Source organism: Myxosarcina sp. GI1, from assembly GCF_000756305.1.
GTDB lineage: Bacteria > Cyanobacteriota > Cyanobacteriia > Cyanobacteriales > Xenococcaceae > Myxosarcina.
Genome location: NZ_JRFE01000014.1, coordinates 721,132 through 742,787 on the forward strand (window position 1 = coordinate 721,132; position 21,656 = coordinate 742,787).

17 protein-coding genes are annotated in these 21,656 nt (G+C 40.6%); 5 read left to right on the forward strand and 12 right to left on the reverse strand.

What is annotated here, in order from left to right; all coding sequences use genetic code 11:
• Positions 1 to 3: 3 nt before the first annotated feature.
• The 10 genes from KV40_RS10120 to KV40_RS10165 form a co-directional block, all read right to left on the reverse strand.
• A complete protein-coding gene (locus tag KV40_RS10120; RefSeq protein ID WP_052055520.1) occupies positions 4 to 597 on the reverse strand; it encodes a hypothetical protein in 594 nt (197 codons plus the stop codon).
• A gap of 226 nt (positions 598 to 823) precedes the next feature.
• On the reverse strand, positions 824 to 1,429 hold the full coding sequence (locus KV40_RS10125) for a 7-carboxy-7-deazaguanine synthase QueE (protein ID WP_036480466.1): 606 nt from the start codon (positions 1,427 to 1,429) through the stop codon (positions 824 to 826).
• 12 nt (positions 1,430 to 1,441) lie between these two features.
• Entirely contained in the window at positions 1,442 to 2,761 is a 1,320-nt protein-coding gene (locus KV40_RS10130) for an aminopeptidase P N-terminal domain-containing protein (RefSeq protein ID WP_036480468.1), read from the reverse strand.
• A gap of 142 nt (positions 2,762 to 2,903) precedes the next feature.
• Positions 2,904 to 3,878 carry an MvdD family ATP-grasp ribosomal peptide maturase gene (locus KV40_RS10135; protein WP_036480469.1) on the reverse strand — a complete coding sequence of 325 codons (975 nt, stop codon included), beginning with the start codon at positions 3,876 to 3,878 and terminating at the stop codon, positions 2,904 to 2,906.
• Between the two features lie 15 nt (positions 3,879 to 3,893).
• Positions 3,894 to 4,868, reverse strand: a complete 975-nt coding sequence (locus KV40_RS10140; protein WP_036480470.1) for an MvdC family ATP-grasp ribosomal peptide maturase — start codon at positions 4,866 to 4,868, stop codon at positions 3,894 to 3,896.
• An 83-nt stretch (positions 4,869 to 4,951) separates the two neighbouring features.
• Complete coding sequence (locus KV40_RS10145; RefSeq protein ID WP_036480472.1) at positions 4,952 to 5,287, reverse strand: microviridin/marinostatin family tricyclic proteinase inhibitor; 336 nt, start codon at positions 5,285 to 5,287, stop codon at positions 4,952 to 4,954.
• A gap of 546 nt (positions 5,288 to 5,833) precedes the next feature.
• Complete coding sequence (locus tag KV40_RS10150; RefSeq protein WP_036480475.1) at positions 5,834 to 6,949, reverse strand: HAMP domain-containing sensor histidine kinase; 1,116 nt, start codon at positions 6,947 to 6,949, stop codon at positions 5,834 to 5,836.
• Between the two features lie 41 nt (positions 6,950 to 6,990).
• The gene (locus KV40_RS10155; RefSeq protein WP_036480477.1) at positions 6,991 to 8,448 is read right to left on the reverse strand and encodes an ATPase domain-containing protein; all 1,458 of its coding nucleotides are present in this window, start codon (positions 8,446 to 8,448) and stop codon (positions 6,991 to 6,993) included.
• A gap of 159 nt (positions 8,449 to 8,607) precedes the next feature.
• On the reverse strand, positions 8,608 to 9,885 hold the full coding sequence (locus tag KV40_RS10160; protein ID WP_036480480.1) for a DUF389 domain-containing protein: 1,278 nt from the start codon (positions 9,883 to 9,885) through the stop codon (positions 8,608 to 8,610).
• Between the two features lie 73 nt (positions 9,886 to 9,958).
• A complete protein-coding gene (locus tag KV40_RS10165; RefSeq protein ID WP_036480483.1) occupies positions 9,959 to 11,107 on the reverse strand; it encodes an AI-2E family transporter in 1,149 nt (382 codons plus the stop codon).
• Positions 11,108 to 11,563: 456 nt separating this feature from the next.
• Here KV40_RS10165 and KV40_RS10170 point away from each other — a divergent pair, with 456 nt between their 5' ends.
• The 3 genes from KV40_RS10170 to KV40_RS10180 all read left to right on the forward strand — a co-directional run bounded on the left by KV40_RS10170 (position 11,564) and on the right by KV40_RS10180 (position 16,345).
• A complete protein-coding gene (locus tag KV40_RS10170; protein ID WP_036480486.1) occupies positions 11,564 to 12,748 on the forward strand; it encodes an NAD(P)H-quinone oxidoreductase subunit H in 1,185 nt (394 codons plus the stop codon).
• A 146-nt stretch (positions 12,749 to 12,894) separates the two neighbouring features.
• Positions 12,895 to 15,534 (forward strand): DNA mismatch repair protein MutS, encoded by a 2,640-nt coding sequence (mutS, locus tag KV40_RS10175; RefSeq protein WP_036480488.1) that lies wholly within the window; start codon positions 12,895 to 12,897, stop codon positions 15,532 to 15,534.
• A 265-nt stretch (positions 15,535 to 15,799) separates the two neighbouring features.
• Entirely contained in the window at positions 15,800 to 16,345 is a 546-nt protein-coding gene (locus KV40_RS10180; protein ID WP_216595582.1) for an N-acetyltransferase, read from the forward strand.
• A gap of 7 nt (positions 16,346 to 16,352) precedes the next feature.
• On the opposite strand, the gene KV40_RS10185 is transcribed toward KV40_RS10180, so the two are convergent.
• Entirely contained in the window at positions 16,353 to 19,361 is a 3,009-nt protein-coding gene (locus KV40_RS10185) for a plasmid replication protein, CyRepA1 family (protein WP_036480489.1), read from the reverse strand.
• A 331-nt stretch (positions 19,362 to 19,692) separates the two neighbouring features.
• Between KV40_RS10185 and KV40_RS10190 the strand changes: the two genes are divergently transcribed.
• Positions 19,693 to 20,391, forward strand: coding sequence for a M15 family metallopeptidase (locus KV40_RS10190; protein WP_036480491.1), 699 nt, complete (start codon positions 19,693 to 19,695; stop codon positions 20,389 to 20,391).
• A 61-nt stretch (positions 20,392 to 20,452) separates the two neighbouring features.
• Here the strand turns inward: KV40_RS10190 and KV40_RS33310 are convergent, their stop codons facing one another.
• The gene (locus tag KV40_RS33310) at positions 20,453 to 20,629 is read right to left on the reverse strand and encodes a YqaE/Pmp3 family membrane protein (protein WP_036480494.1); all 177 of its coding nucleotides are present in this window, start codon (positions 20,627 to 20,629) and stop codon (positions 20,453 to 20,455) included.
• 239 nt (positions 20,630 to 20,868) lie between these two features.
• Between KV40_RS33310 and KV40_RS10200 the strand changes: the two genes are divergently transcribed.
• Positions 20,869 to 21,261: a phage holin family protein gene (locus KV40_RS10200; RefSeq protein ID WP_036480496.1), complete on the forward strand. Its 393-nt coding sequence runs from the start codon at positions 20,869 to 20,871 to the stop codon at positions 21,259 to 21,261.
• Positions 21,262 to 21,656: the final 395 nt, after the last annotated feature.

Genomic DNA, 21,656 nt, shown 5'->3' on the forward strand with positions numbered 1-21,656 from the left:
TAATTAACGTCTTCTATAGTGGTTCAAATTCGAGTCAATAGTATTTTTTACAGTTTCAAAGCACAAACTAACAAAATAACTAAACCAACTGGCGATACCGAGCAGTTTAAATCCATCTTCCAGCAAAGTAATCCTACTGCCCGATATGGAAAAGAAATCGATTGTTAGAGAAGCTGCAAAAAACAAAAATCCCAAGCAAAGAATTCCCCAGGTAGTGCTAAATATTATTTTTCTAAATTTTAATAGGTAAAGTAAAACTACAGTTACATAGCTCGAATAAACTACCATCTCAGAAATATTCAAACTCGGAAAAATATCTTCGTGTAGCAAAAACAAATCGTCAAACATTAGCATCAATGTTATCAGACCAGAAAACAGTAAAAAAGATAGAAAATTATTTTTAAAAGCAATAGTTTTGATTTTTAACTTTTGTAGCACTGCAAAAACAAATAGACAAATAGAAGCAGAAGCACACCACAACAAAATACCAATATTGGAAATCATGCCGTAGAAAGATGGGACTTCTGCAATTGCTGCTATATCTCTGGTTAGGCGATCGGTAGGAATATCTGTTATCAAACCAACAGTTGCAGCCATGAATAATAAGGCTAATACTAATGCATAAACTATTCCATAAAAACTAAATTTATACTTAGCAAGGGATTGGGTGTTTTTAGTTATATTCAATTCTAGCTATATTTATTTTATTAACTTTAATTTAATCTAAAGTTAACTCTAAGATAATACAGTTGATTAAGTCAATCGCTATAGCGGGTAATTTCATGAAGTTAAGATAAATATTTATTGATAAACTGGCAATTTTTTATCTTATTTGTAACAACTTATGAGTTTGTAGGCTAATACGCCACTGTGGATGCTGGAGAATATAGTTAAAAATTAAGTCTTTACTCTGCGGAGTGTTCCATTCTGGCTGTAGATATCTGACCGCATCGGAAGCAACCATTTGTGCTTGCCGTTCTGCCCACTCTAAATCTTCTTGGTTAGCTACAACTACTTTTAGTTCGCTAACGCGATCGTAAATACTCAAGTGGGGTGGTTTAAACTGTTTGGGAGAAAACGTTACCCAATCGAAATTACCGCTAAAAGGATGTGCGCCAGAGGTTTCTAAATGAACCTGCATTCCCAATTTTTTAATAGCTGCGGTAAGAGGAACTAGATCGTGTATTAGTGGTTCGCCACCTGTGACGATGACAATCTTAGGATTAGCAGCTTTAGCAGCTTTAGCTATATCTTTTATTAGCTGTTGGGGATGTTTTTTGGCATTCCAAGAATGTTTGGTATCGCACCAGGGACAGTGAACATCGCAACCACCCAAGCGAATAAAAAAGGCATTCGTACCAGTCCATGCACCTTCTCCCTGTACTGAATGAAAGGTTTCTACTATGGGATAGGTAATAGTTTCGTTCATTTAAGAAAATTACTATGTTTCCATATCTGCAACTGACTTGGGTACATCTGCAGTTAAAATATCGTGTCCCGTTGCTGTAACTAAAAGATCGTCTTCGATCCTTACTCCAATGCCCTTCCAGCGATCGCTAATTTCTGGCTGTCCTTCGGCTGGCTTGATGTGAGGAGAAATATAAATTCCAGGTTCTACGGTTAATATATGTCCTGGCTGTAAACTCTGCCACGTTTCTTCATTATGCTTGTAGGTTCCTACATCGTGCACGTCAAGCCCCAACCAGTGACCCGTACGGTGCATATAAAAAGGCTTGTATTTTTCTTCTTTAATAATTTCTTCTAGATCGCCTTTTAGCAAGCCTAAATCTAACAATCCCTGGACGATAACGCAAACAGCCATATCGTGAAATTCATTATAGGGTTTTCCTGGCTGTACTTCCTCGATTGCCTTTAGTTGAGCTTCTAAGACAATTTCATATATTGCTTTTTGTTCGGGAGTAAACTTACCACTAGCGGGAAAGGTACGGGTAATATCGCCATTGTAATAATCATAGGAACAGCCAGCATCAATTAATACTAAATCGTTTTCTTCTACTTGACGATTGTTTTCTATATAGTGAAGAACACAAGCATTAGCACCAGAAGCGACAATTGAGGGATACGCAATCCCAATTCCTCCTTCTTTGCGAAAAATATGCTCGATTTCCGCCTGTATTTGATATTCGTAAACTCCAGGACGAGTAAATTCTCTGGCGCGGTTGTGCGCCATTGCCGAAATCTTAGTGGCTTTACGCATCATGGCGATTTCTGTCGGACTTTTAACTAGGCGCATGGGAAAGATTAACTGTCTGCTATCTTCCAAGGCTAGGGGTGCTTTGCCAAATTTTTGATATCTTCTTAAAGTACTTTGCCAATGTGAGAGAACTACATCGTTAAAATGGCGATCGCTGCCTAAATGATAGTAAATGCGATCGGCATTAATTAAATATTGGGGTAATTTTTCATTTAGCTCGTTAATAGGATAAGCTTCATCGGCACCATAGATTTCTTTGGCGGCTTCTACTCCACAGCGATATCCCGTCCAGGTTTCTTTTTCAGGATCTTTTGGCTGCACGAACAGAATATACTGATGTTCTTCATGATGGGGTGCGAATACGGCAACGGCTTCAGGTTCGTTAAATCCTGTCAAATAATAAAAGCTGCTGTCCTGACGGTAGGCATATTCGACATCGTTGTGCATCACCGCCATTGGCGCACTGCGAAAAATCGCCGTACCACTGCCAACTTTTTCCATTATTTGCTGCCGTCTTTTTCGGTACTCGCTATGTTCGATCCCCATTGTTGTTTGCTTTTTAAAAATTACTCTTTATTTATTATGCAAGAGAATTTAATTTGATAGGTTTGAATTGTAACTGATGTCACGATCGCCAAGTTGCTCGATGCTTTTTTTTAAGTTACAGCGATCGCCAGTCAAAAATTTTTTAACCTCTAACTAAAAGCTCGGCGATCGCTTGAGAAATTGGAAAGCAAGGTGGATAGCATTCTAGCCAAAAAAACTCACCAACTGGATTGACTTCTAAAAAGACATAGCGGTTATCGGGAGTAAGAATTAGATCGATCGCGCCATAATTTAAACCAAAGTACCGCATCAGCTCTAGCAGCTTTTCAGTTATCTCAGAGGGTAATTCATAGGACTTCCAGTCTTTAATCATTACTAGTCCCTGTCGCCGCCAGTCATGACGTGCATGTGAATTACTTTGTGAGTCAATCGCAGCCGTAAATACTCGCTCTCCTACAATAGTCGACCGCAACTCTAGTGTCTTGGGAATTTGCTCTTGAAACGTCATCGGACAAAAATTCAGTCCATCAAGGTTTTCCAAATCTTCCGATCGAACTGGATTGGTAAAAACTACTCGCTCCTGCCCTCGTTCGTCGTAAATAGCAAAAGAAGAAAGCATCTTAGCGATTGCCCCTTCTCGGCAGGTTGCAACAAATTCTTTTACTGCTTCTGGATTATTAGTAGTTAAGTTACGAGGAATATCGAGTCCTATTTCTCGCGCTATTTTAAGCTGAAGCTGTTTGTTTTTCGCTCGTTCGACCTTGATTATGGAGTCTAAATAAAACGCTTGAAGGCTGGCGAGTAGTCCTCGAACAGTTACGCGCGATTCTTGCACCGAAGCTTGTCGCATTTGCGGTTCCATAGTATCGGGAATCCTCGAACCAATCGCTATACGTCGATACCAAACTGCCGATACTTCTCGAAGATCGAGGGTTGCTGCCTCTGAAAAGAGCGTTAGCCGTTCTTCTTCTCTACCATAATAGATATCTAACCGTACTTGAGTGGGAAAGCGATCTGTATCGAAGCGAAAAGCTCGCCCACCTTGAGACTCGATCGCATCGATTACCAGAGGAATACTTTCATTATCTTGACTGTGAGTAACGATTAGAACGCACATGTTAATTCCTCGAACTTAAGATAATAGGGCATTGGCGATCGCTCCTGAAATGGAGTAACCCAAATCTCGCTCTAACATTCCCCACTCTCCTGTAGGGTTGACTTCCAGAAACACATACTCGCCGTCTGGTGTTTCAATCAAATCGATCGCGCCAAAAATCAATTTTAATTTTGCCATTAAAGCCTTGAGTTTGCTGGCTACTGCATCGGGCAAATCGTCTGATTCCCAGGGAGAATCTGTCATAGCTGCTCGTCGCCAGTCCATCGTAGTAGCTGAATAACGAGAGGCATCTAACGCCCCGACAAAAAAGTTTCCAGCGACAAACACTACCCTTAATTCTCTGTGCTTGGGGATTTGCTCTTGGAAAATCATCGGGCTATAGCGGAGTGTCTCGGCTTCTAACAGATCTTCTGGTTGGACGACACTGGTATAAACAAAAAAAGCAGAACCTTCCATACCTGTAGAAAGTGGTGTCATTAGTTTGGCGATCGCTTTGCCGTTGACCGACTGAAAGAACTGGCGTACTTCTTCGGGGTGATTGGTAACAAGAGTGCGAGGAATACGAAGACCGACTTCTCTAGCTATTTCCAACTGTCGTAATTTGTTCTCCCCTTGCTCGATCTGCTGTAAGTCGTCAACCCAACGTACTGCCTGCCAATTAGATAACAGACTACGCAAAGCAACTGACGATTCTCTAGCACATGCCGCTCGAAACTGCGGAGCTACTTTTTCTAGATTGGGTTGCCAGATACGGCGCATCCAAACAGCTCGCACCTGTTCTAGCGCGATTATTTCTTTGCCGTACTCTAGCCGATAATCAAGTTCCGAACTACTAATTCGAGCTACAAGTTCGATCTCCAGAGGAAAGCGATCGCTGTCGAGGCGAAACGGACGTACGCCTGATTTTGTTAGAGCCTCTGCCACTCTATCAACCGTAAAATAATCTTGACTATGGGTCAGTAGTAAAACAATATCGCCTGGTAAACTCATAAAACATATTATCGCGCTCGAACCAGCAAAATCTCAAAAAGCGGCTACGATCTGCCGCTTTTTGGTTAGGAAATCTGCTTGATTTATTTCTGTAAATCTTTTTTGTTAGAAGGATGCTTGTGCTTTATTACCCCACCGCCCCCTTCTTCATTATCGGAGGGAAATTTAAGGGTTACTACACTTCCTCCGCCACCCTCTTCATTGTCTGAAGGATATTTCATTGTTGTTACGAATCCACCACCGCAAACCTCTTCATTGTCGGAAGGGGCTTTTTTAGTCTGGATTAGGGGGCGGCGACCACCACCAATGTGTTGTGATTCCTCTTCAGAAAGCTCTTCTTGGTAGTCTTGGTCTTCTAGATAACGAGCGAAGAAAGGAACTGCTTCGGTATTTAATTCTTGTCGATCGTTGTCAGACATAGCTTTCAACTTCTCCCATTTAATAATTGTTATTATCGAGTGTTTTTTGAACCAGCAAACAAAAGCATTTTCGTTTTAAGCACAAAAGAGCGCGGCTTGCCACGATTACGACTTTTTATTTTCCATTTTCATAGTTTCGTTTGAATGAAACCCATCTTCGATGTTCAAAGGCTCATGCTAATAGAAACTTGGCATTATGTGTTTCAGTAAATGCTTTGCCTTTTGCCCAAATTATTGCTTAGGGTTAACTCAATTCGAGAACTACTATATGTCTTATATGTTTGAAAACAGGAAAGTATGCAAAAATCAATAGTTATTGCTTTTGACTAACCGTCAGAGTTTACTGCATCGTATAACGAGCAAGTGATTTGTAAGCTTTAACTTATATTAAGCGGTTTTGATTCTCACCATTAGTTTACTATTTCTGTAGTGCGGCTAAATTAAATCGTCATAAAAATTTTTGCTGCCTCAATCTAGTATTTTGCATCTGACTGTACGTTGCGTTCTGCTGAGTAAGACGTGTCATTAATTAGGAAAATGCGATCGCTAGCAGGGAAAACTAATCGTAAAAGTAGTGCCTTCGCCTAATTTGCTTTCGACATTAATTTTGCCCTGATGTAAATCTACACATTGTTTGACAATGCTTAATCCCAACCCCGTTCCCCGAACTTGATGAGAATTACTAGCGCGATAAAACGGCTCGAATAGATTATCGAGGTCTTCAGCAGGAATGCCAATACCGCGATCGCCAATTACAAATACTACTTCTGAAGCTTGGCAGTATACCTGAAACTCAACTACACTATCTGGCGGAGAATACTTGCAGGCATTGGTAAGCAAATTGCTCAGAATACGCTCTATTAGATGGCGGTCTAGATCGAACTGTCGTCTTTCTGCTCGATAAACAAAGTTAATTTGAATTTCTCTGTCAAAAACTGTCTGTATTTCTCTAATTAAACTCTGACAAAAAGCTGGTAATTCTAAAGGTGCAGTTTTGAATTCAAATTTGTCCAGATCTTTACGGCTAACAACAAGCACATCTTCTAAAAGATCGGTCATCTTCGTAACGTTGCGCTGTAGCTGTTCAAAAACCTCAACTTTTTTTTCTGGAGTCAATTTATCGCCATAGGTCTTTAAAATTTGAGCCATTCCCGAAATACTATTGAGTGGATTGCGGAATTCATGTGAAACGACGGAAACGAAGTGAGATTTGAGGCGATTGAGTTCTTTTTCCTGGCTCAAAGCGCGATCGACTTCCTCTTTTGCTTGCTGAAGCTGTAATGAATCAGAACGCGATCGCATCAGAACCCTTAACTTGGTTTGCAGTTCGATCTTGGCAACAGGTATGTGAATCACATCGTCAATTACTGATTCTAGATGATCTGTAGAGATACCAATGTTTTGCAGATTGGTCAAAAAGACAAATGGCAAAAATACGGGTACTGCTTTTTTTCTTCTGGCAAGAATTTGCTGCCGTAATTGCTGGATGGAAGAAAAATCTACAAAACACAAATCAAAAGGCTGGGTCAGCAATTGTTCTCCTCGATTGGCAAAATCGCATTTAGCTTCAGGCAACAAAACTCGATATTGTCCTGCAAGCCATTGGGACAACAAATTACGATTTTCTTCATGCTCGATCAGCAATAAGATAGTGTGGTTCATACTGGCTATTTGGGAAACTAACTAATACTCAATAAAGCCTATTAACAATCGTCTTCTCTGTTGTTTTTGCTCCATTCTGGTACGCCGCTAAGTATTCCTCTCAACTGGGATAAAGGCTCTCCTACCTTAATGCCATATTTGGTAATGGTAAATTCTCGTAAAGTCCGCTCGAAATCTGATACTCTTTTTTTGAGTACGCCGATCGCCTTACGTAATTTACCTCCTAATTCTAAGTAACGTAGAAAAATTAAATTATCTGCTATGTAAGAAAGTCCTTCTTCAGTAACGCTAAATTCGCTTCCAGCAATAGTATGGGTTTCATTAACTAAAATAACTGTTATCCCCATGTTTTTAAGATACTGACACAAAGAGTGTAGCTGACGAATTAGATCTTTTCCCTGCATTGAGAGTTTATAGCCAGAGGTGCTGTCAACCATGACTATTTTGGCCTTGTTTTGTTCTACTTCAGTGCGTACTAAATGTGCGAATCGATCGGGAGTATATTCTAGTGGCTCGACTGAAACTATCGAGAGAGTACCACGCTCGATCATCGCACGAACGGGAATATTGACTGCTTCGCAACGCTTTAATATAGTTTCTATTCCTTCTTCAAAAGCATAGAGTACCGATCGCTCTCCCCTACCTGCGGCTTCTTTCATGAACTGAACGCCAAAAGTCGATTTGCCAACGCCACTAGGTCCGCTAATAATTGTAACCGTACCGCGTTCGATACCTCCATACAGTAATTCGTCGATTTCGGGGATGCCAGAAGAAATAGATTCAGATATAAAATTGCGTTGATAGGCTTGAGAAACCAAACGAGGAAAAACTTTGATGCCGCGATCGCCTAAGTGCAAATCGTGATAGCCTCCCAAAAAACTAGAACCCCGAAATTTAGAAACTATCAAACTGCGTTTTTCTGGCTTGGAGTTCAACTGAATCACTCCATCACTCATAAATTGAAGATCGTCGTCGGGAAAGCGATCGCTACCTTCAGAAGCAAACAACAAAGTTATATTGCAATCAACCGTGAAGCGTAAAAAAGATTGCACCTGTTTGCGAAACTGAAAGGGGTCTGATGCCAAAAAACGAAATTGAGTTATGGCATCTAAAAAAATGCGCTGAGGTTTGAGGCGATCGATAGTATCAATAATGTTTTGAGTAACTGGACGTTTTTCAACCTCTGCTGGAGAAAAAATATCGTAAGTTTGGTCTTCGGTAAAAAAACCAGCAGTCGGGCTGAGATCGAGGAATTCAACTCGGTCGAGATCTATTCCGATTAACCTGGCATTACGACGCAGTTGTGCTTCTGATTCGCTAAAACTAATAAATAAAACTTTTTCTTCTCTAGCTACACCATCAAAGAGAAAATGAAATCCTAGAGTAGTTTTACCAGTACCAGCTTCTCCTTTGACTAAATACGCCTGGTTGACAATTAATCCTCCAGATAAAATTTCATCTAAACCACTGATTCCTGTTGAAATGCGAGTCACGGTCATGTTATATATCTTGAATCACTCGGTCGATATTACCTACAAACTTGAGTTTAAACTATTCGTAGTATTGCGCGAACGACTGAAATATAAAAAATTTGTCTAGAAAAGAAACGAACGAGGTAGTAAAACTATACTTTGAGAATAATTTTGCCTGATACTGTTTTAGGGAGCTTCTAACACATTGATATTTACTAGAGGGGTAGCTGGAAAATCTTTCTGTCTCAAACGGTTTTGAATCAATTTAGTAAGGCGGGTACTAATTTCTCTATCTGAGGCAGTGACGTTATTGGGACGCTGGACGTAAACCAAACAAAGTAGAGTATTTTGCCCCTCAATATTGGCACGAGTAAAACTAACGCTAGATTTAACTAGTCTAGCAAGATTGCTGTTTTCAATTACTTGTTGCACTTCAGTATTGGCTCGCTGTTCTAAACTAGAACGCTGTAAATTGGGAGATAAAGAAAATTGCAGACTAACTAAAGCAACTAAAACAAGCGATGTAATGCCCAGAGTTATGGGAAACAGCCATTTTTTACCCCGCTTATAACGCGCACCCTCAACCGACAAACCATATAAACGAAAGACAATCGCCGCAGCCAAATTAATCCCTACTAATTGCATTACTAATAAAAACAAACCATTGAGAACCATTCCCCATCTACCGAGGGCTGCTGCCATGCCCAAAGTTCCCGCAGGAGGTGCTAAAGCTGCAGCCACCAGCATTCCGACCGCAGTTCCCGAAACCAAACTACTTCTTTCTGACTGCACCAGATTTAATGCACCTGCCGCACCACCTACCAGAGGTAAAAGCACAGAAATAGTAGAGACTTTACTGCTTTCTACCATAGAGCTGGTGGCTAATTCTTGCCTGAGAACCAGGCTTAGTATTGCTGTTACTATTACAGTTACAGAAATTGCCGACACATAGCGCAAAAGACTTTTTCGCAGCAACATGCTGTCTCCTCTGGCTGTGGCGATCGCTGTATTCATTGCAGGTCCGGCAAAAGGTGCGATCAGCATCGCCGCAACTAATAAAAAACTGCTGTTGGTAAACAGACCAATCCAGACGACAACACCACCTGCCGCAGCATAAGCCAGAAAACCTTTCCAAGACCCCACGCTTTGTAAGCCAGCTAAAAAGACTTCTAAAGGACTTTTGGGTTCGACATCCATCACTTTTTGGGGAACTTCAGCTACAGGGGGTCGTAAAGGCATTACGCCTCTGGGAATAAGAGTAACGTGTAGTTCGGAAAAGTCTTCTAACTCTGCTAAGAAATCTTCTATTTGGGAGTTGGGAAGGTAAACAAATATTAAATCGATCGCGCCTCTGATACTATTGGCTTCTACCTGACTTAAATTGGTTCCCCCAAACTTTTGTTTGGCTAATTCTAAAATAGCCTTTCCTTTTCCCGCTTGTACCTCTATTAATAATTGTCGCATGTATCTCAGAATAAATTTTCAACCGCCGTTACCAAACCGAACGCCGCACCAAACTTGCATCGAATAATAAAGCTTACTCACTTATTTGGTCATCATCTGAAAAGCTGATTTCGGTAGTAAAAACTTGGGGGGAAGTCTGAGAAGTTTGATGCCGAACGAATGGATTTTTAGCTGATTTAGAACCCAAACGTTGCTTTTTGCCATTCCAATTGCTCAGTATATCTTTAATCAAGACTTCATTAATCCATACCTGAGCGACAACTGCTAGTGGTAGTGCCAGAAACAGACCGATAAAACCAAAAAAGATCGCAAAAGTAGCTTGAGCGAGTAAGGTTACTGCTGGTAATAAAGATACCTGCTGTTTCATGACTAAAGGAGTCAAGATATTACTTTCAACTTGCTGAATCAAAATATACAATATTAACACCGCTAATGCCTTCCAGGGTGCATCGAGCAAAGCTAAAATTATCGGTGGTATACAGCTTAAAACAGGTCCTATATTGGGTATGAAGGTCAGCAAGCCAGCCAAAAGTGCATTAGCTAAAGGAAGTTTGACTCCCAAAATAGTTAGTCCCAGCCAGCTAAGAACAGTAATAACCAACATATTAAACAAAATACCTTTAGTCCAACCTACTAAAGCTGTTTCGCATTTTTTAAGTATTTGAGCGGCGCGACGACGATAGAAAGAAGGAAAAAAAGCTAGATATAGCCGCATATATGGATGCGGAGTGGTCAATAACATTATCGTAATTACTGTAACCAGCAGTATATTTAACAGAGCTCCTAACGAACCTGTAAAAATACTATAAAAATTACCAATCACCCTGGATGCCAAACTAGGTAAGTTACGAGTAACATTTTCCAACCGCTGAATTTCCCCTACCAACTGTTCGGGAACTTTCTCTTGCAGCCAATTAAACCAAATTTGTATTTCATCTACGGCTTGCGGAAATAAGTCGATTGCTTGCTGTAGCTGATCGACAAAAGGAGGAACGACTATAAAAATAAAACCAGCAAAAATCAGTATTAGCAAAGCTAAAGATACAACAATCGCTATCCCTCTTTTTTTTATTCCCAGTCTCATCAAGAAATGAACTAAGTAATTAATTGCCGTCGCCAAAGCTACTGCTGCAAAAGCTAGCAGCACGATAAAGCGTATTTGCCACAGAATATAGATAGCGATTAATAGCGCGATCGTGCCTACCAGATTACTGAAACGCAAAATGCCACCTGCTTTGATGTAATAAAAATTAAGTGCGATTTAAATAATAATTTAACTATTAGCAAAAATATTTTAGTTTGAAATAAAATCGACTTTATAGACTCTACCATTGAATTATTTGGTTATTAACTAGCTGAGGTATGAGTATTTTTAATAAAAATAGATTGCGATCGCATACCTGATGTCAAGCTAATTTCTTTAAGAAGTTTCGCTCGATAACCAAAATATTTTTTTAACCAAAGACTATAAATTTAATTATTTACAGTTTAATCGAGCTACTTTTAAAATGAACGATCTTTGGACATAGTACATATAGCTGTTATTTATTGGCAATTACCAGTGATCGCCTGAAAAGCATTATAATCGCCATTGGAATAAATCCTTTATTTGTAAGGGAAGAAACTCGATAAGATATATTAAAGCAGCATTTCATATTGAGGCAAGATCGCATATTTTATGGCACAGATACAAACCAGAACCGAACCTATGGTTCTCAACATGGGACCGCATCATCCCTCTATGCACGGGGTATTGCGGTTAGTTGTCACCTTGGATGGTGAAGATGTTGTCGATTGCGAACCCGTAATTGGCTATTTGCACCGAGGCATGGAAAAAATCGCCGAAAATCGTACTAATGTTATGTACGTTCCTTACGTCAGTCGTTGGGACTATGCTGAAGGTATGTTTAACGAAGCGATTACCGTCAACGCACCAGAAAAGCTGGCTGGTATAGAAGTACCAAAACGCGCTCAGTATATTCGGGTAATTATGCTGGAACTAAACCGCATCGCCAACCATTTACTCTGGTTGGGACCATTTATGGCGGACATAGGCGCGCAAACTCCCTTTTTCTACATCTTCCGCGAACGGGAAATGATCTACGACCTGTGGGAAGCGGCTTCGGGACAGCGACTAATCAATAACAACTACTTTCGCGTTGGGGGAGTGGCGGTAGACTTACCTTATGGCTGGATAGACAAATGCCATGATTTTTGTGATTATTTCGATCCTGTAATAGACGAATACGAAAAGCTGATTACTAACAATCCTATTTTTCGCCGCCGTGTAGAAGGTATAGGTACGATTAGTCGAGAAGAAGCGATTAACTGGGGTCTTTCGGGACCGATGTTGCGTGCTTCTGGGGTCAAGTGGGACTTACGCAAAGTAGATCGTTACGAATGCTATGACGACTTCGACTGGGAAGTACACTGGGAAACTGGTGGCGATTGTTTGGCTCGTTATTTGGTTAGAATTAGAGAAATGCGCGAATCACTCAAAATTATTCGCCAAGCACTAGATGGAATTCCTGGCGGTCCGTTTGAAAATCTCGAAGCCAGACAAATGGCGGAGGGTAAAAAATCTAAATGGAACGATTTTGAGTACCAATACATTGCTAAGCGAGTCGCACCCACGTTTAAAATTCCTGAAGGCGAACATTACGTTCGCTGCGAAAGCGGTAAAGGGGAACTAGGTATTTTTATTGTCGGTAACGATAATGTTTTCCCCTGGCGATGGAAGATTCGTTCTGCTGACTTTAATAATTTGCAAATTCTACCCTATTTGTTAAAAGGCGTTAAATTAGCAGATATTATGCCCATATTAGGCAGCATCGATATCATTATGGGTTCGGTAGATCGTTAACAGCGATAATAATTTAATTATCTTAAATTTCCCTATCTCAAACTTGCGAGATAGGGTTGTTTTATTTTGCTAATTCTACTTAAAGAGAGTTGACAGTTACGATAAAGTCATAATTAAGTAAATATTTACAAGCGATCGAGCGATTTATGGCATCTGATAAGCAAGCAAAAGAAAATATTATTACCGATTACCGCGATATAAATCGAGCAAAGCTTTCACCGATGTATCATCACTATGTCGAAGTGAAAGAACAGTATCCTAATGCGCTGTTGCTCTATCGGGTGGGTGATTTTTTTGAGTGCTTTTTTCAAGATGCAGTAACTATTTCTAGAGAACTAGAGTTAATTCAAACTAGCAAGGAAGCGGGTAAAGAAATTGGGCGCGTAGCGATGACGGGCGTACCCCATCATGCCCTAGAACGATACAGCACTATGTTAGTGGAAAAAGGTTTTGCCGTAGCAATTTGCGATCAGGTAGAAGATGCTAAAGAAGCAATGGCAGAACGACGCATGGTGCGCAGGGAGATTCAAAAATTACTCACTCCAGGTACCTTGACCGATGACGGTATGCTGCAAGCTCGACGTAATAATTTTTTAGCGGCAGTAGTTATGGCAGGAGAACACTGGGGCTTGGCTTATGCCGATATTTCTACAGGCGAATTTTTAACTACCCAAGGAAGCGATTTAGCCAATCTGACTTTAGAACTCCTGCGACTGCAACCGTCAGAAATTTTAATTCCTACTAATGCTCCAGACATAAGTGGTTTATTGCGTCCTGGAGAAAAGACCGAACACTTAGCCGACTGTCTACCCGAACAGTTTTGTTATTCGTTGCGATCGCAAAAATCGTTTACCTTAGTAGAAGCAACCCAGAGATTGAAAGATACTTTTAAAGTTAGTTCTCTAGAAGGCATGGGCTGTGCCAATTTGCCTTTAGGAGTAAGGGCGGCTGGTGGCTTGCTCGAATATGTTGAAGATACTCAAAAAGTCTATCGAGTACCGCTACAGCCTCTACGCTGTTACAGTTTGGCAGATTATTTGATTTTAGACCATCAAACGCGCCGCAACTTAGAAATCACTCAAACTGTCAGGGATGGTACTTTTTATGGTTCGCTGTTGTGGGCGTTAGATCGCACCAATACGGCAATGGGAGGTAGGGCGTTGCGCCGCTGGCTATTGCAGCCTTTAATCGATGCTAGAGGTATTGCTGCCAGACAGGATACTATTGGCGAATTAGTTGCTAATACCTCTCTGCGGCAGGATTTGCGAGCCATGCTGCGAAAAATTTACGATCTCGAACGCCTGGCGGGTAGGGTTGGTGCTGGTACGGCAAATGCGCGAGATTTACTTGCTCTAGCCGAATCTTTAGTAAAATTGACCGATCTAGCTGCGATCGCTTCTTTTGGTATGTCTCCCTATCTCAAAGCGATTCAAAAAGTGCCGTCAGAGTTAGAAAAATTGGGAACTTACGTTATCGAGCATTTAGTAGAAACGCCGCCACAGCAAGTAAAAGAAGGAGGTTTAATCCGAGACGGCATTAACTCTCAATTAGATGAAATTCGTCAAAGATTGGAAGATGATAAGCAGTGGCTTACCAATCTAGAAGTAACAGAAAGAGAACGAGTTGGAGTTGCCAATCTCAAAGTTGGCTACAACAAAACCTTTGGCTATTACCTAAGTATGCCTCGCTCCAAAGCCAGTCAGGCACCCGATAACTATCAGCGCAAACAAACTCTAACTAATGAAGAAAGATATATTACCTCGGAGCTAAAAGAAAGAGAAACCAGAATACTTACAGCCAAAGACGATTTAAATAATTTAGAATACGAAATTTTTACTCAGTTGAGAGCGACGGTAGCCGAGAAAGCTAGTGAAATTCGCAGTATTGCTAAAGCAGTGGCAGCAGTTGATGTCCTGTCGGGATTGGCAGAAATAGCAGTATATCAAAACTACTGTCGTCCAGAAATAGTTGAAGGTAGAGAAATAGTAATAGTTGATGGCAGACATCCAGTAGTCGAACAGTCTCTGGGTGAGGGTTTTTTTGTGCCTAACTCTACTTACATGGGTGATGCTGCTAATTCAAACACAACCAACGAACAAACTAATCCCGATTTAGTTATTCTAACGGGACCCAATGCCAGTGGTAAAAGCTGCTATCTACGTCAGGTGGGACTAATTCAGTTAATTGCCCAAATCGGTAGTTTCGTTCCCGCAACGGAGGCTAAATTGGCAATTTGCGATCGCATTTTTACCCGTGTTGGTGCGGTAGACGATTTAGCAACGGGACAATCTACCTTTATGGTAGAAATGAACGAAACTGCAAATATTCTCAACCACGCCACCCCCAAGTCATTGGTTTTGTTAGATGAAATTGGCAGGGGTACGGCTACTTTTGACGGGCTTTCCATCGCCTGGGCAGTGGCGGAATATTTGGCGGCAGAAATTCAGGCGCGGACGATTTTTGCCACTCACTATCACGAACTAAACGAACTGGCTTCGATTTTGACTAATGTAGCTAACTATCAGGTAACGGTTAAAGAAATGCCCGATAAAATTATTTTCTTGCACCAAGTTAGTCCTGGTGGTGCGGATAGATCTTACGGTATTGAAGCAGGAAGACTTGCAGGCTTGCCAACTTCGGTCATTTCCAGAGCCAGACAGGTAATGGGACAAATAGAAAAGCACAGCAAAATTGCTTTGGGTTTGCGTCAGGGCATCGAACAAGTACAGCCTAAAAAACCAAGACAGGGAGATTCTATCGAGCAGTTAGATATATTTGAAAACTAAATCCGCAACATAAAACTAATTCTTCTAATTCTTTCTTAGGGAAGAGCCGATATCTGCTCGAAATAGTGCAAGATGGGTGATAAAGCTATATACAGTAGGAGTTTCAGTAATTAAGATATTTTTTTGATTTTAGCGATCGCAAACAACAAAATAATGTGTTCAAACTGCACGTTTTTTTTACTCTTTGTGTTTACGATCGGGGTGAGTGAGGAGAATTTATGCCATAAAGTTTACTAGCACTAATAGTTAGAAAAAAAAAATTATTATGAATGCCAAGATTGCAGTTGCTGAATACACCCAAGAACAGCACGTACAAGATACTATGAACGCCGAAATTGTAATTGCTGACTATACCAATAAACAGCACGCGCAAGATATTGTATTTTTACTCAATCATTATGCCGTCGATCCCGCAGGTGGTGGTGTAGAACTAGATAGATATACTAGAAGCAACTTGACTGAAGAACTGGCTAAACTACCTTTTGCCTTTTCTCTTATTTGTTATGTCGATCGCGTGGCTGTAGGATTAGCAAATTGCTTTACTTTATTTTCTACATTTCAATGCAAGCCAGTTATTAATATTCACGATTTGATTGTAGTCGATCGCTATAGAAGACAGGGTATCAGTCAGCTTTTGCTTAACGAAGTCGAACAAATCGCCAAAGATAAAGGAGCTTGTAAAATTACTTTAGAAGTTCTAGAAAAAAATTATGCTGCCAAAAATTCTTATGGAAAATTTGGCTTTGTTAAATACGAGTTAAATCCTGAGTACGGTAACGCAATTTTTCTAGAAAAAAAGTTGCCTTGGTAATACAAGTTTAAATATTTAAGCTCAATTGCAAATAACTAGAATCATTCTTCTGTACGGTGCGACTGCACTTTAAGCTACTAAACTTATCTTCCGACCAAAACAAAGAGTTGCCTGGACGTTGGCGATCGATATTCAACCAGTGTTGAAATACTATGTCTCGATTGTCGGTTATGGTTTCTAATTGATAGACGCGAATTCTTTTTTTGTTTTCGGTTTCCGAACGAATGTGTTTGAGCTTACAGTCAATTTTGCTTATGATACGGCTGAGAATAGTTATAGGACTGTAATTTTTAGCAATACCTGTATTGAGAATGGTTTTAATTTCGCTACGATTATTAATGGCGATCGCCTTCAAAGCTTGTAAGTCGCGATCGCTGTTACGTAATTGTCGCGAGCTATCTGATAGTAGTACTGGAATGCCCAATATTTCCATCGTACCTACTACCGCCCCAAGTTGAGAATGGTTGAAATCGGGTAGAAACAGGCTACCGTTACCGCGCTGAATAAGTTGGCGGGCGACTTGAGTATCTCTATCTGCTAGATAGGAACGACCGACTGTCAAAAAATAATGAAGTCTAATTTTGTCATACCAACCATCGTCATCGAGGGCGACTAAGTCGGAAGTTACAGGCAGATGATAGCGTTGCTGTAATTGATATTTTCTCAACTTGCGGCGATCGCTCAAAGATTTGACTATGCTTTTGTTGAGACGTTGGTATTCTATATCGCTCAAATTGGCACAAGCAGCGATCGCCTGACACTCTGCCTGATAATTTTGGGTGCTGATTTCGGTAATAACTTCTACTAAAGACTTAGTATCTTGAGATTTCTTATCGGGTTCTTTGATGGCTACCGTAGCGGCATCGATAATTTGATGCCCTTCTGCGCTCAAAGCAGCTAAGATCGAGCCGCGATAGTCGATCGCGCTGGCGTTATAGCGCACCGCCATTTTTGCCCAACATAATAAAGACTCGGCTTGAAAACCCGTATCGAGATCGTCGAGGTAGGCTAAATCTAACTGTTGCAACAAACGAATATTAAGTTGGGTAAAGCGATGACTGGAATTGAGTAAGGCGGGTATGGAAGTCGAGCCGTTGCCAATTTTGTTAAAGCTATAGCTAGCACACCAGAGGTAGCGAGGTACATTGTCTCTAATACGGGCTAGAGTTTGCCGAACTGCATTTTCACTTTGTATCCCCTGGGCGATCGCCCAGACGGAAGTAAAATGATGTTTGAGTTCGATGGATATTCCCGTTTCAATTGAGGGACTGACAATAACAATATCGTAATTACTCAATACCGTATTTAGTTTGGCAATACATTGATATGCTGGATGATGGCGATCGGCAAGAGATTCCGAATCGATGCGGAGTATTCTAGTTTGGGGAAATTTTTGCTGGAGATAGGCTTCTAAATTCTGAGTACCCCACTTACTAGTTAATTTTTGTGCCGAAAGACAAATAAAAGGCTTGCCTCCCTTCTCAATATAGGTTTCTAAATCTTCAACTAATTTCTTGGGAGTTTTACCTTCGTAGTTATATACTTGCCAAAAAGATTTATCGTCTGGTTGCCACTCATTACAAATAATATAGGGTTCTAGCTCGATTCCCGATAGAGAAATTAAATAATCGATCGCAACATCGCTCAAGTCGGCATCGGCAACGTATACTTGTCCCTGCTGCGCTAAGACATTTTGCATCAGAGTTTTAAAAGTCTTAAGGATTTCTACCCGATTATCTTTGCAGGTAGCAGAATTTAAACCATGCCATAAAACCTGTTCGATTTCGTCGATAATTACCAGACTATCTTGCCAGTCATCAGGGTTAAACTTGGCTTGAGAATTAGGATGTAATGAATCAATACAAAGTCCATAACCCAAACACTTATGCGAACTATCTCGACTGACTTCACTAATATATTGCAGACCAAATCTCTGACAAAGTTCTTGTACTAACTGAATGCGATGTCCGATTACCAATACTTTTTGCTGGCGTTGTCTGGCTTGCAAGACAATTCGTTCGAGAAACTTAGTCTTACCCGTACCTTTAGGCGATTTGATGCCGATTAACTTGGTCTGAGTAGGGATTTCTGTGTTGGGCAAGTAGCGATCGCACAATTTTACTTGAGGCGTATAAGTCAAACTCTGCCACGCTCTAGCTTTCCAGGTTTCCAAACTAGGGGCGCGATCGTAAACCTCGGCAAAATACTCGCGTCCGCAGTTGGCGATGAGATCGTCTACACCCTTACCCAATTGCGAATCCCAGACGACAACTTTTACCTGACAGCCTGCCTGTTGCAAGAGGTAGCCCGTTTTTTTAATCGCGGCATTGACAGCCTTCACTGTTTTAGGCTTTGAGTCGCGATCGAATACCAGATAGATTGTTCTACCCGATATAGCTAATTTCTGTAGTTGAGGTATTAAATGAGATTTGCCGATGCGTTTGCCGTTATTGTCTTTGGGAGTACGATAGCCGTTGTTGATTCCTGGTAAGGCGATCGCCGCGTAGCCAGCAGAAAGTAATGCTCCTGCTTTTTTTGCTCCTTCAGTAAGGCAAAGAGGAACTTCAGAGCGATCGATTAACCATTGCCAAAATCCTAGATCTGGTAAATTTTCTTTAATATCTGATGCTGCAAATTCTACTGCGCCGCGATCGCTTATTTGCCGCCAAATATCTTTGGTGACTTTGAGGGCAAATAAACCAGTAGGAGTAAGGGGTGGATGTTCGTATTTGATTGGTTTGGAGCGTTCGCTATAGCGGGGAAACTCTGGTTTAAAACAGCCCCAGGTATCTTCTTCTCCCGTAAGTAGATCGATGCCCGAACACCACCAGCCCCCGTTTTCAGTGTGGGCATAACGCTGTAAAAATCCCCGGCTGATTCTGCCATCGTTTCTTCTGGGTATGGCATCGGAGTAAAGCAAATACTCTGAAGGAGAAGTACCTTCCAGAGCCTTTACATTCAACTGGGTTAAAGCTTCGTCAACACCACTAGATTTCCATTCCCACAGAAGATCCATTTTTACTAATCCTTTTCCGAGCCAGGATTAGTATCATAACACTATATGTAGGGTTAAAAACCAAAATTTTTTGAAGACTACGCTATATGTGGAGTAAGGTCGATCTTTTCTTGTTTTAGTTTTGACTTTTGACTTTTACTATAGATAGTAATTCTCCGTTGTCCGAGGATAAGAAAGATAATTATAGATTATTCATTAGACAAAAAACTCTAGCATTAAATACTTTTTTTATTGCCTTTAGCGATCGCTCTTAAGAGCAAGGCACGGCGTTGCCCATACAGTAGCAACAGTACCTTGCCTCTACGAATTTTGAACTCACCTTAACCCTAATATGAGACCAGATCGATATATTCCTATTCAAGAATGCGGCGAACCTCTAATTGCCATTCCTTTAGAACATTTCGCCGTTGAGTCGCCCCATCCCTATCAAAAATTAGGTGCGCCATATGACGATAAGTCACCTTACTATCTACGTAAGGGGGTAGTAAATGCTTTACTTGAAGCGCGAGAGTTACTAATCCAACAACATCCCCATTGGAAATTAAAAATTTTTGATGCCTACCGTCCGATCGCAGTACAGCAATTTATGGTTGACTATACTTTTAACTCTTTAGCCGCACAGTACGACCCGACAAAACTCTCATCTCAGCAGCGTCAAAACCTTTGGGAGCGGGTGTATCAACTTTGGGCTGTACCTAGTAACGACCCCGCAACACCTCCTCCACATAGTACTGGTAGTGCTGTAGATCTAACCATTGTCGATGAGCATGGTAACGATTTAGATATGGGAGGAGATATTGACGAACTTTCCGAGCGATCGCATCCCGACTACTATGCCAATGACAACAACATCGAATCTCAACAATATCATCGTCATCGTCTACTACTCAATCGAGTAATGTCGGAGGCTGGTTTTTGCCGTCATCCTGGGGAATGGTGGCATTTTTCTCTAGGCGATCGCATGTGGGCGTGGCTCAATAGCAAAGATGACACCCTTGTAAAAGCGATCGCCCGTTACGGTGGAATTTAAACTAATAGAAGCGCGCTTTCTAACATAGGGTTAAAAATTATAGCCTCTGGCAAACACTTTTTCAAGCATTTACTTTTTCTGCATATTTGGAGTAAACCCAAACAGCATGAATCAATCCAGGAATAAAGCCCAATAGCGTTAGCAAGATATTGATAATTAGAGCCTGACTAACTCCAGCAGTCAAAAATACTCCTAAAGGGGGTAATAAAATACAGGCAATAAGTTGAATAATTTTCATGGTTTTTCAAACGAATTTATTTTTACTTTTGTTTATTTAATATTGTGATAAAAATTAAGTAACTTTGTCTTCTATCAAGAGAAAGATGAGTTAGTTGCCAAATTTGCATAAACAGTTAAAGTTGCTGCTAAAAAATATATCTTCAAAGAGAGGTAAAAACCAAACAATCGAGTAACAATAAAATTATCAAAAACTCGATAGAAAATATTACAAAAAGTAAAGATTTAGGAGAAAACCGAATGATAGGAACACTTTTAACCCTATTAGCAACCACCCTCAGTCTGTTAATAGTTGATATTATTTTTCCAGGGGTGAATTTGGCAAATTTTCCTGCTGCGTTGTTGGCAGCAGTAGCGATTGGAGTAGTAAACGGTGTAGCTAGACCATTTTTATCAGTTTTATCCTTACCGATTAATATACTTAGTTTGGGAGCATTTTCTTTAGTTGTTAACGGCGTATGCTTCTGGTTAGCTTCCTTATTCGTACCCGGATTCCAAGTAACAGGGCTATTAGCTTTTATTCTCGCACCAGTACTTCTCTCTGCTGGTAACACTTTTTTAAACAACTATTTTGGCGAAAAATTCCCTACTTTGGCTGGAGCTAAAAATGCAGGCGAATTACCAGATAGTTAAATAATATTGCGATAATTAACTTTAAATAAGGAACGTTCTTAGAGAATGTTCCTCTTTTTTTGCTTGTAGAGAAAGAGTATAGCAATTTTGCTTCTGGTAAACGTAAGTTCGATAGATACAAAATTAAATAGTTTGGAGAGAGGCAAAAGACTATTATTTTCGTTCTCTTGACTCCAATATTCAAGCTTAAAGTACGTTCCGTCGAACTGAGGTTGGTAAAGTTTATTTGCTTTGAAGCTGCACCGAGGCGAAGTAGTTCCTTAGAGGGCGAAGCAACGTTCCGTTTTTTCAAAGAGGACGAAAATTTATATAAAATTGTTACTTTAACTAAGCTGGTTCGGCTTCTTCGTCTAATATATGAACGCGAGTTCGGCTAAAATTATTAAAGTTAATTA

What these genes read in the sequence shown, in the direction of transcription:
- KV40_RS33310 (WP_036480494.1), bottom strand. Translation starts at nt 20,629, where the DNA reads ATGAAAATTATTCAACTTATTGCCTGTATTTTATTACCCCCTTTAGGA.
- mutS (WP_036480488.1), top strand. Translation starts at nt 12,895, where the DNA reads ATGGCATCTGATAAGCAAGCAAAAGAAAATATTATTACCGATTACCGC.
- KV40_RS10135 (WP_036480469.1), bottom strand. Translation starts at nt 3,878, where the DNA reads ATGTGCGTTCTAATCGTTACTCACAGTCAAGATAATGAAAGTATTCCT.
- KV40_RS10120 (WP_052055520.1), bottom strand. Translation starts at nt 597, where the DNA reads ATGGCTGCAACTGTTGGTTTGATAACAGATATTCCTACCGATCGCCTA.
- KV40_RS10200 (WP_036480496.1), top strand. Translation starts at nt 20,869, where the DNA reads ATGATAGGAACACTTTTAACCCTATTAGCAACCACCCTCAGTCTGTTA.
- KV40_RS10190 (WP_036480491.1), top strand. Translation starts at nt 19,693, where the DNA reads ATGAGACCAGATCGATATATTCCTATTCAAGAATGCGGCGAACCTCTA.
- KV40_RS10140 (WP_036480470.1), bottom strand. Translation starts at nt 4,868, where the DNA reads ATGAGTTTACCAGGCGATATTGTTTTACTACTGACCCATAGTCAAGAT.
- KV40_RS10170 (WP_036480486.1), top strand. Translation starts at nt 11,564, where the DNA reads ATGGCACAGATACAAACCAGAACCGAACCTATGGTTCTCAACATGGGA.
- KV40_RS10145 (WP_036480472.1), bottom strand. Translation starts at nt 5,287, where the DNA reads ATGTCTGACAACGATCGACAAGAATTAAATACCGAAGCAGTTCCTTTC.
- KV40_RS10160 (WP_036480480.1), bottom strand. Translation starts at nt 9,885, where the DNA reads ATGCGACAATTATTAATAGAGGTACAAGCGGGAAAAGGAAAGGCTATT.
- KV40_RS10155 (WP_036480477.1), bottom strand. Translation starts at nt 8,448, where the DNA reads ATGACCGTGACTCGCATTTCAACAGGAATCAGTGGTTTAGATGAAATT.
- KV40_RS10180 (WP_216595582.1), top strand. Translation starts at nt 15,800, where the DNA reads ATGAATGCCAAGATTGCAGTTGCTGAATACACCCAAGAACAGCACGTA.
- KV40_RS10125 (WP_036480466.1), bottom strand. Translation starts at nt 1,429, where the DNA reads ATGAACGAAACTATTACCTATCCCATAGTAGAAACCTTTCATTCAGTA.
- KV40_RS10130 (WP_036480468.1), bottom strand. Translation starts at nt 2,761, where the DNA reads ATGGGGATCGAACATAGCGAGTACCGAAAAAGACGGCAGCAAATAATG.
- KV40_RS10185 (WP_036480489.1), bottom strand. Translation starts at nt 19,361, where the DNA reads ATGGATCTTCTGTGGGAATGGAAATCTAGTGGTGTTGACGAAGCTTTA.
- KV40_RS10150 (WP_036480475.1), bottom strand. Translation starts at nt 6,949, where the DNA reads ATGAACCACACTATCTTATTGCTGATCGAGCATGAAGAAAATCGTAAT.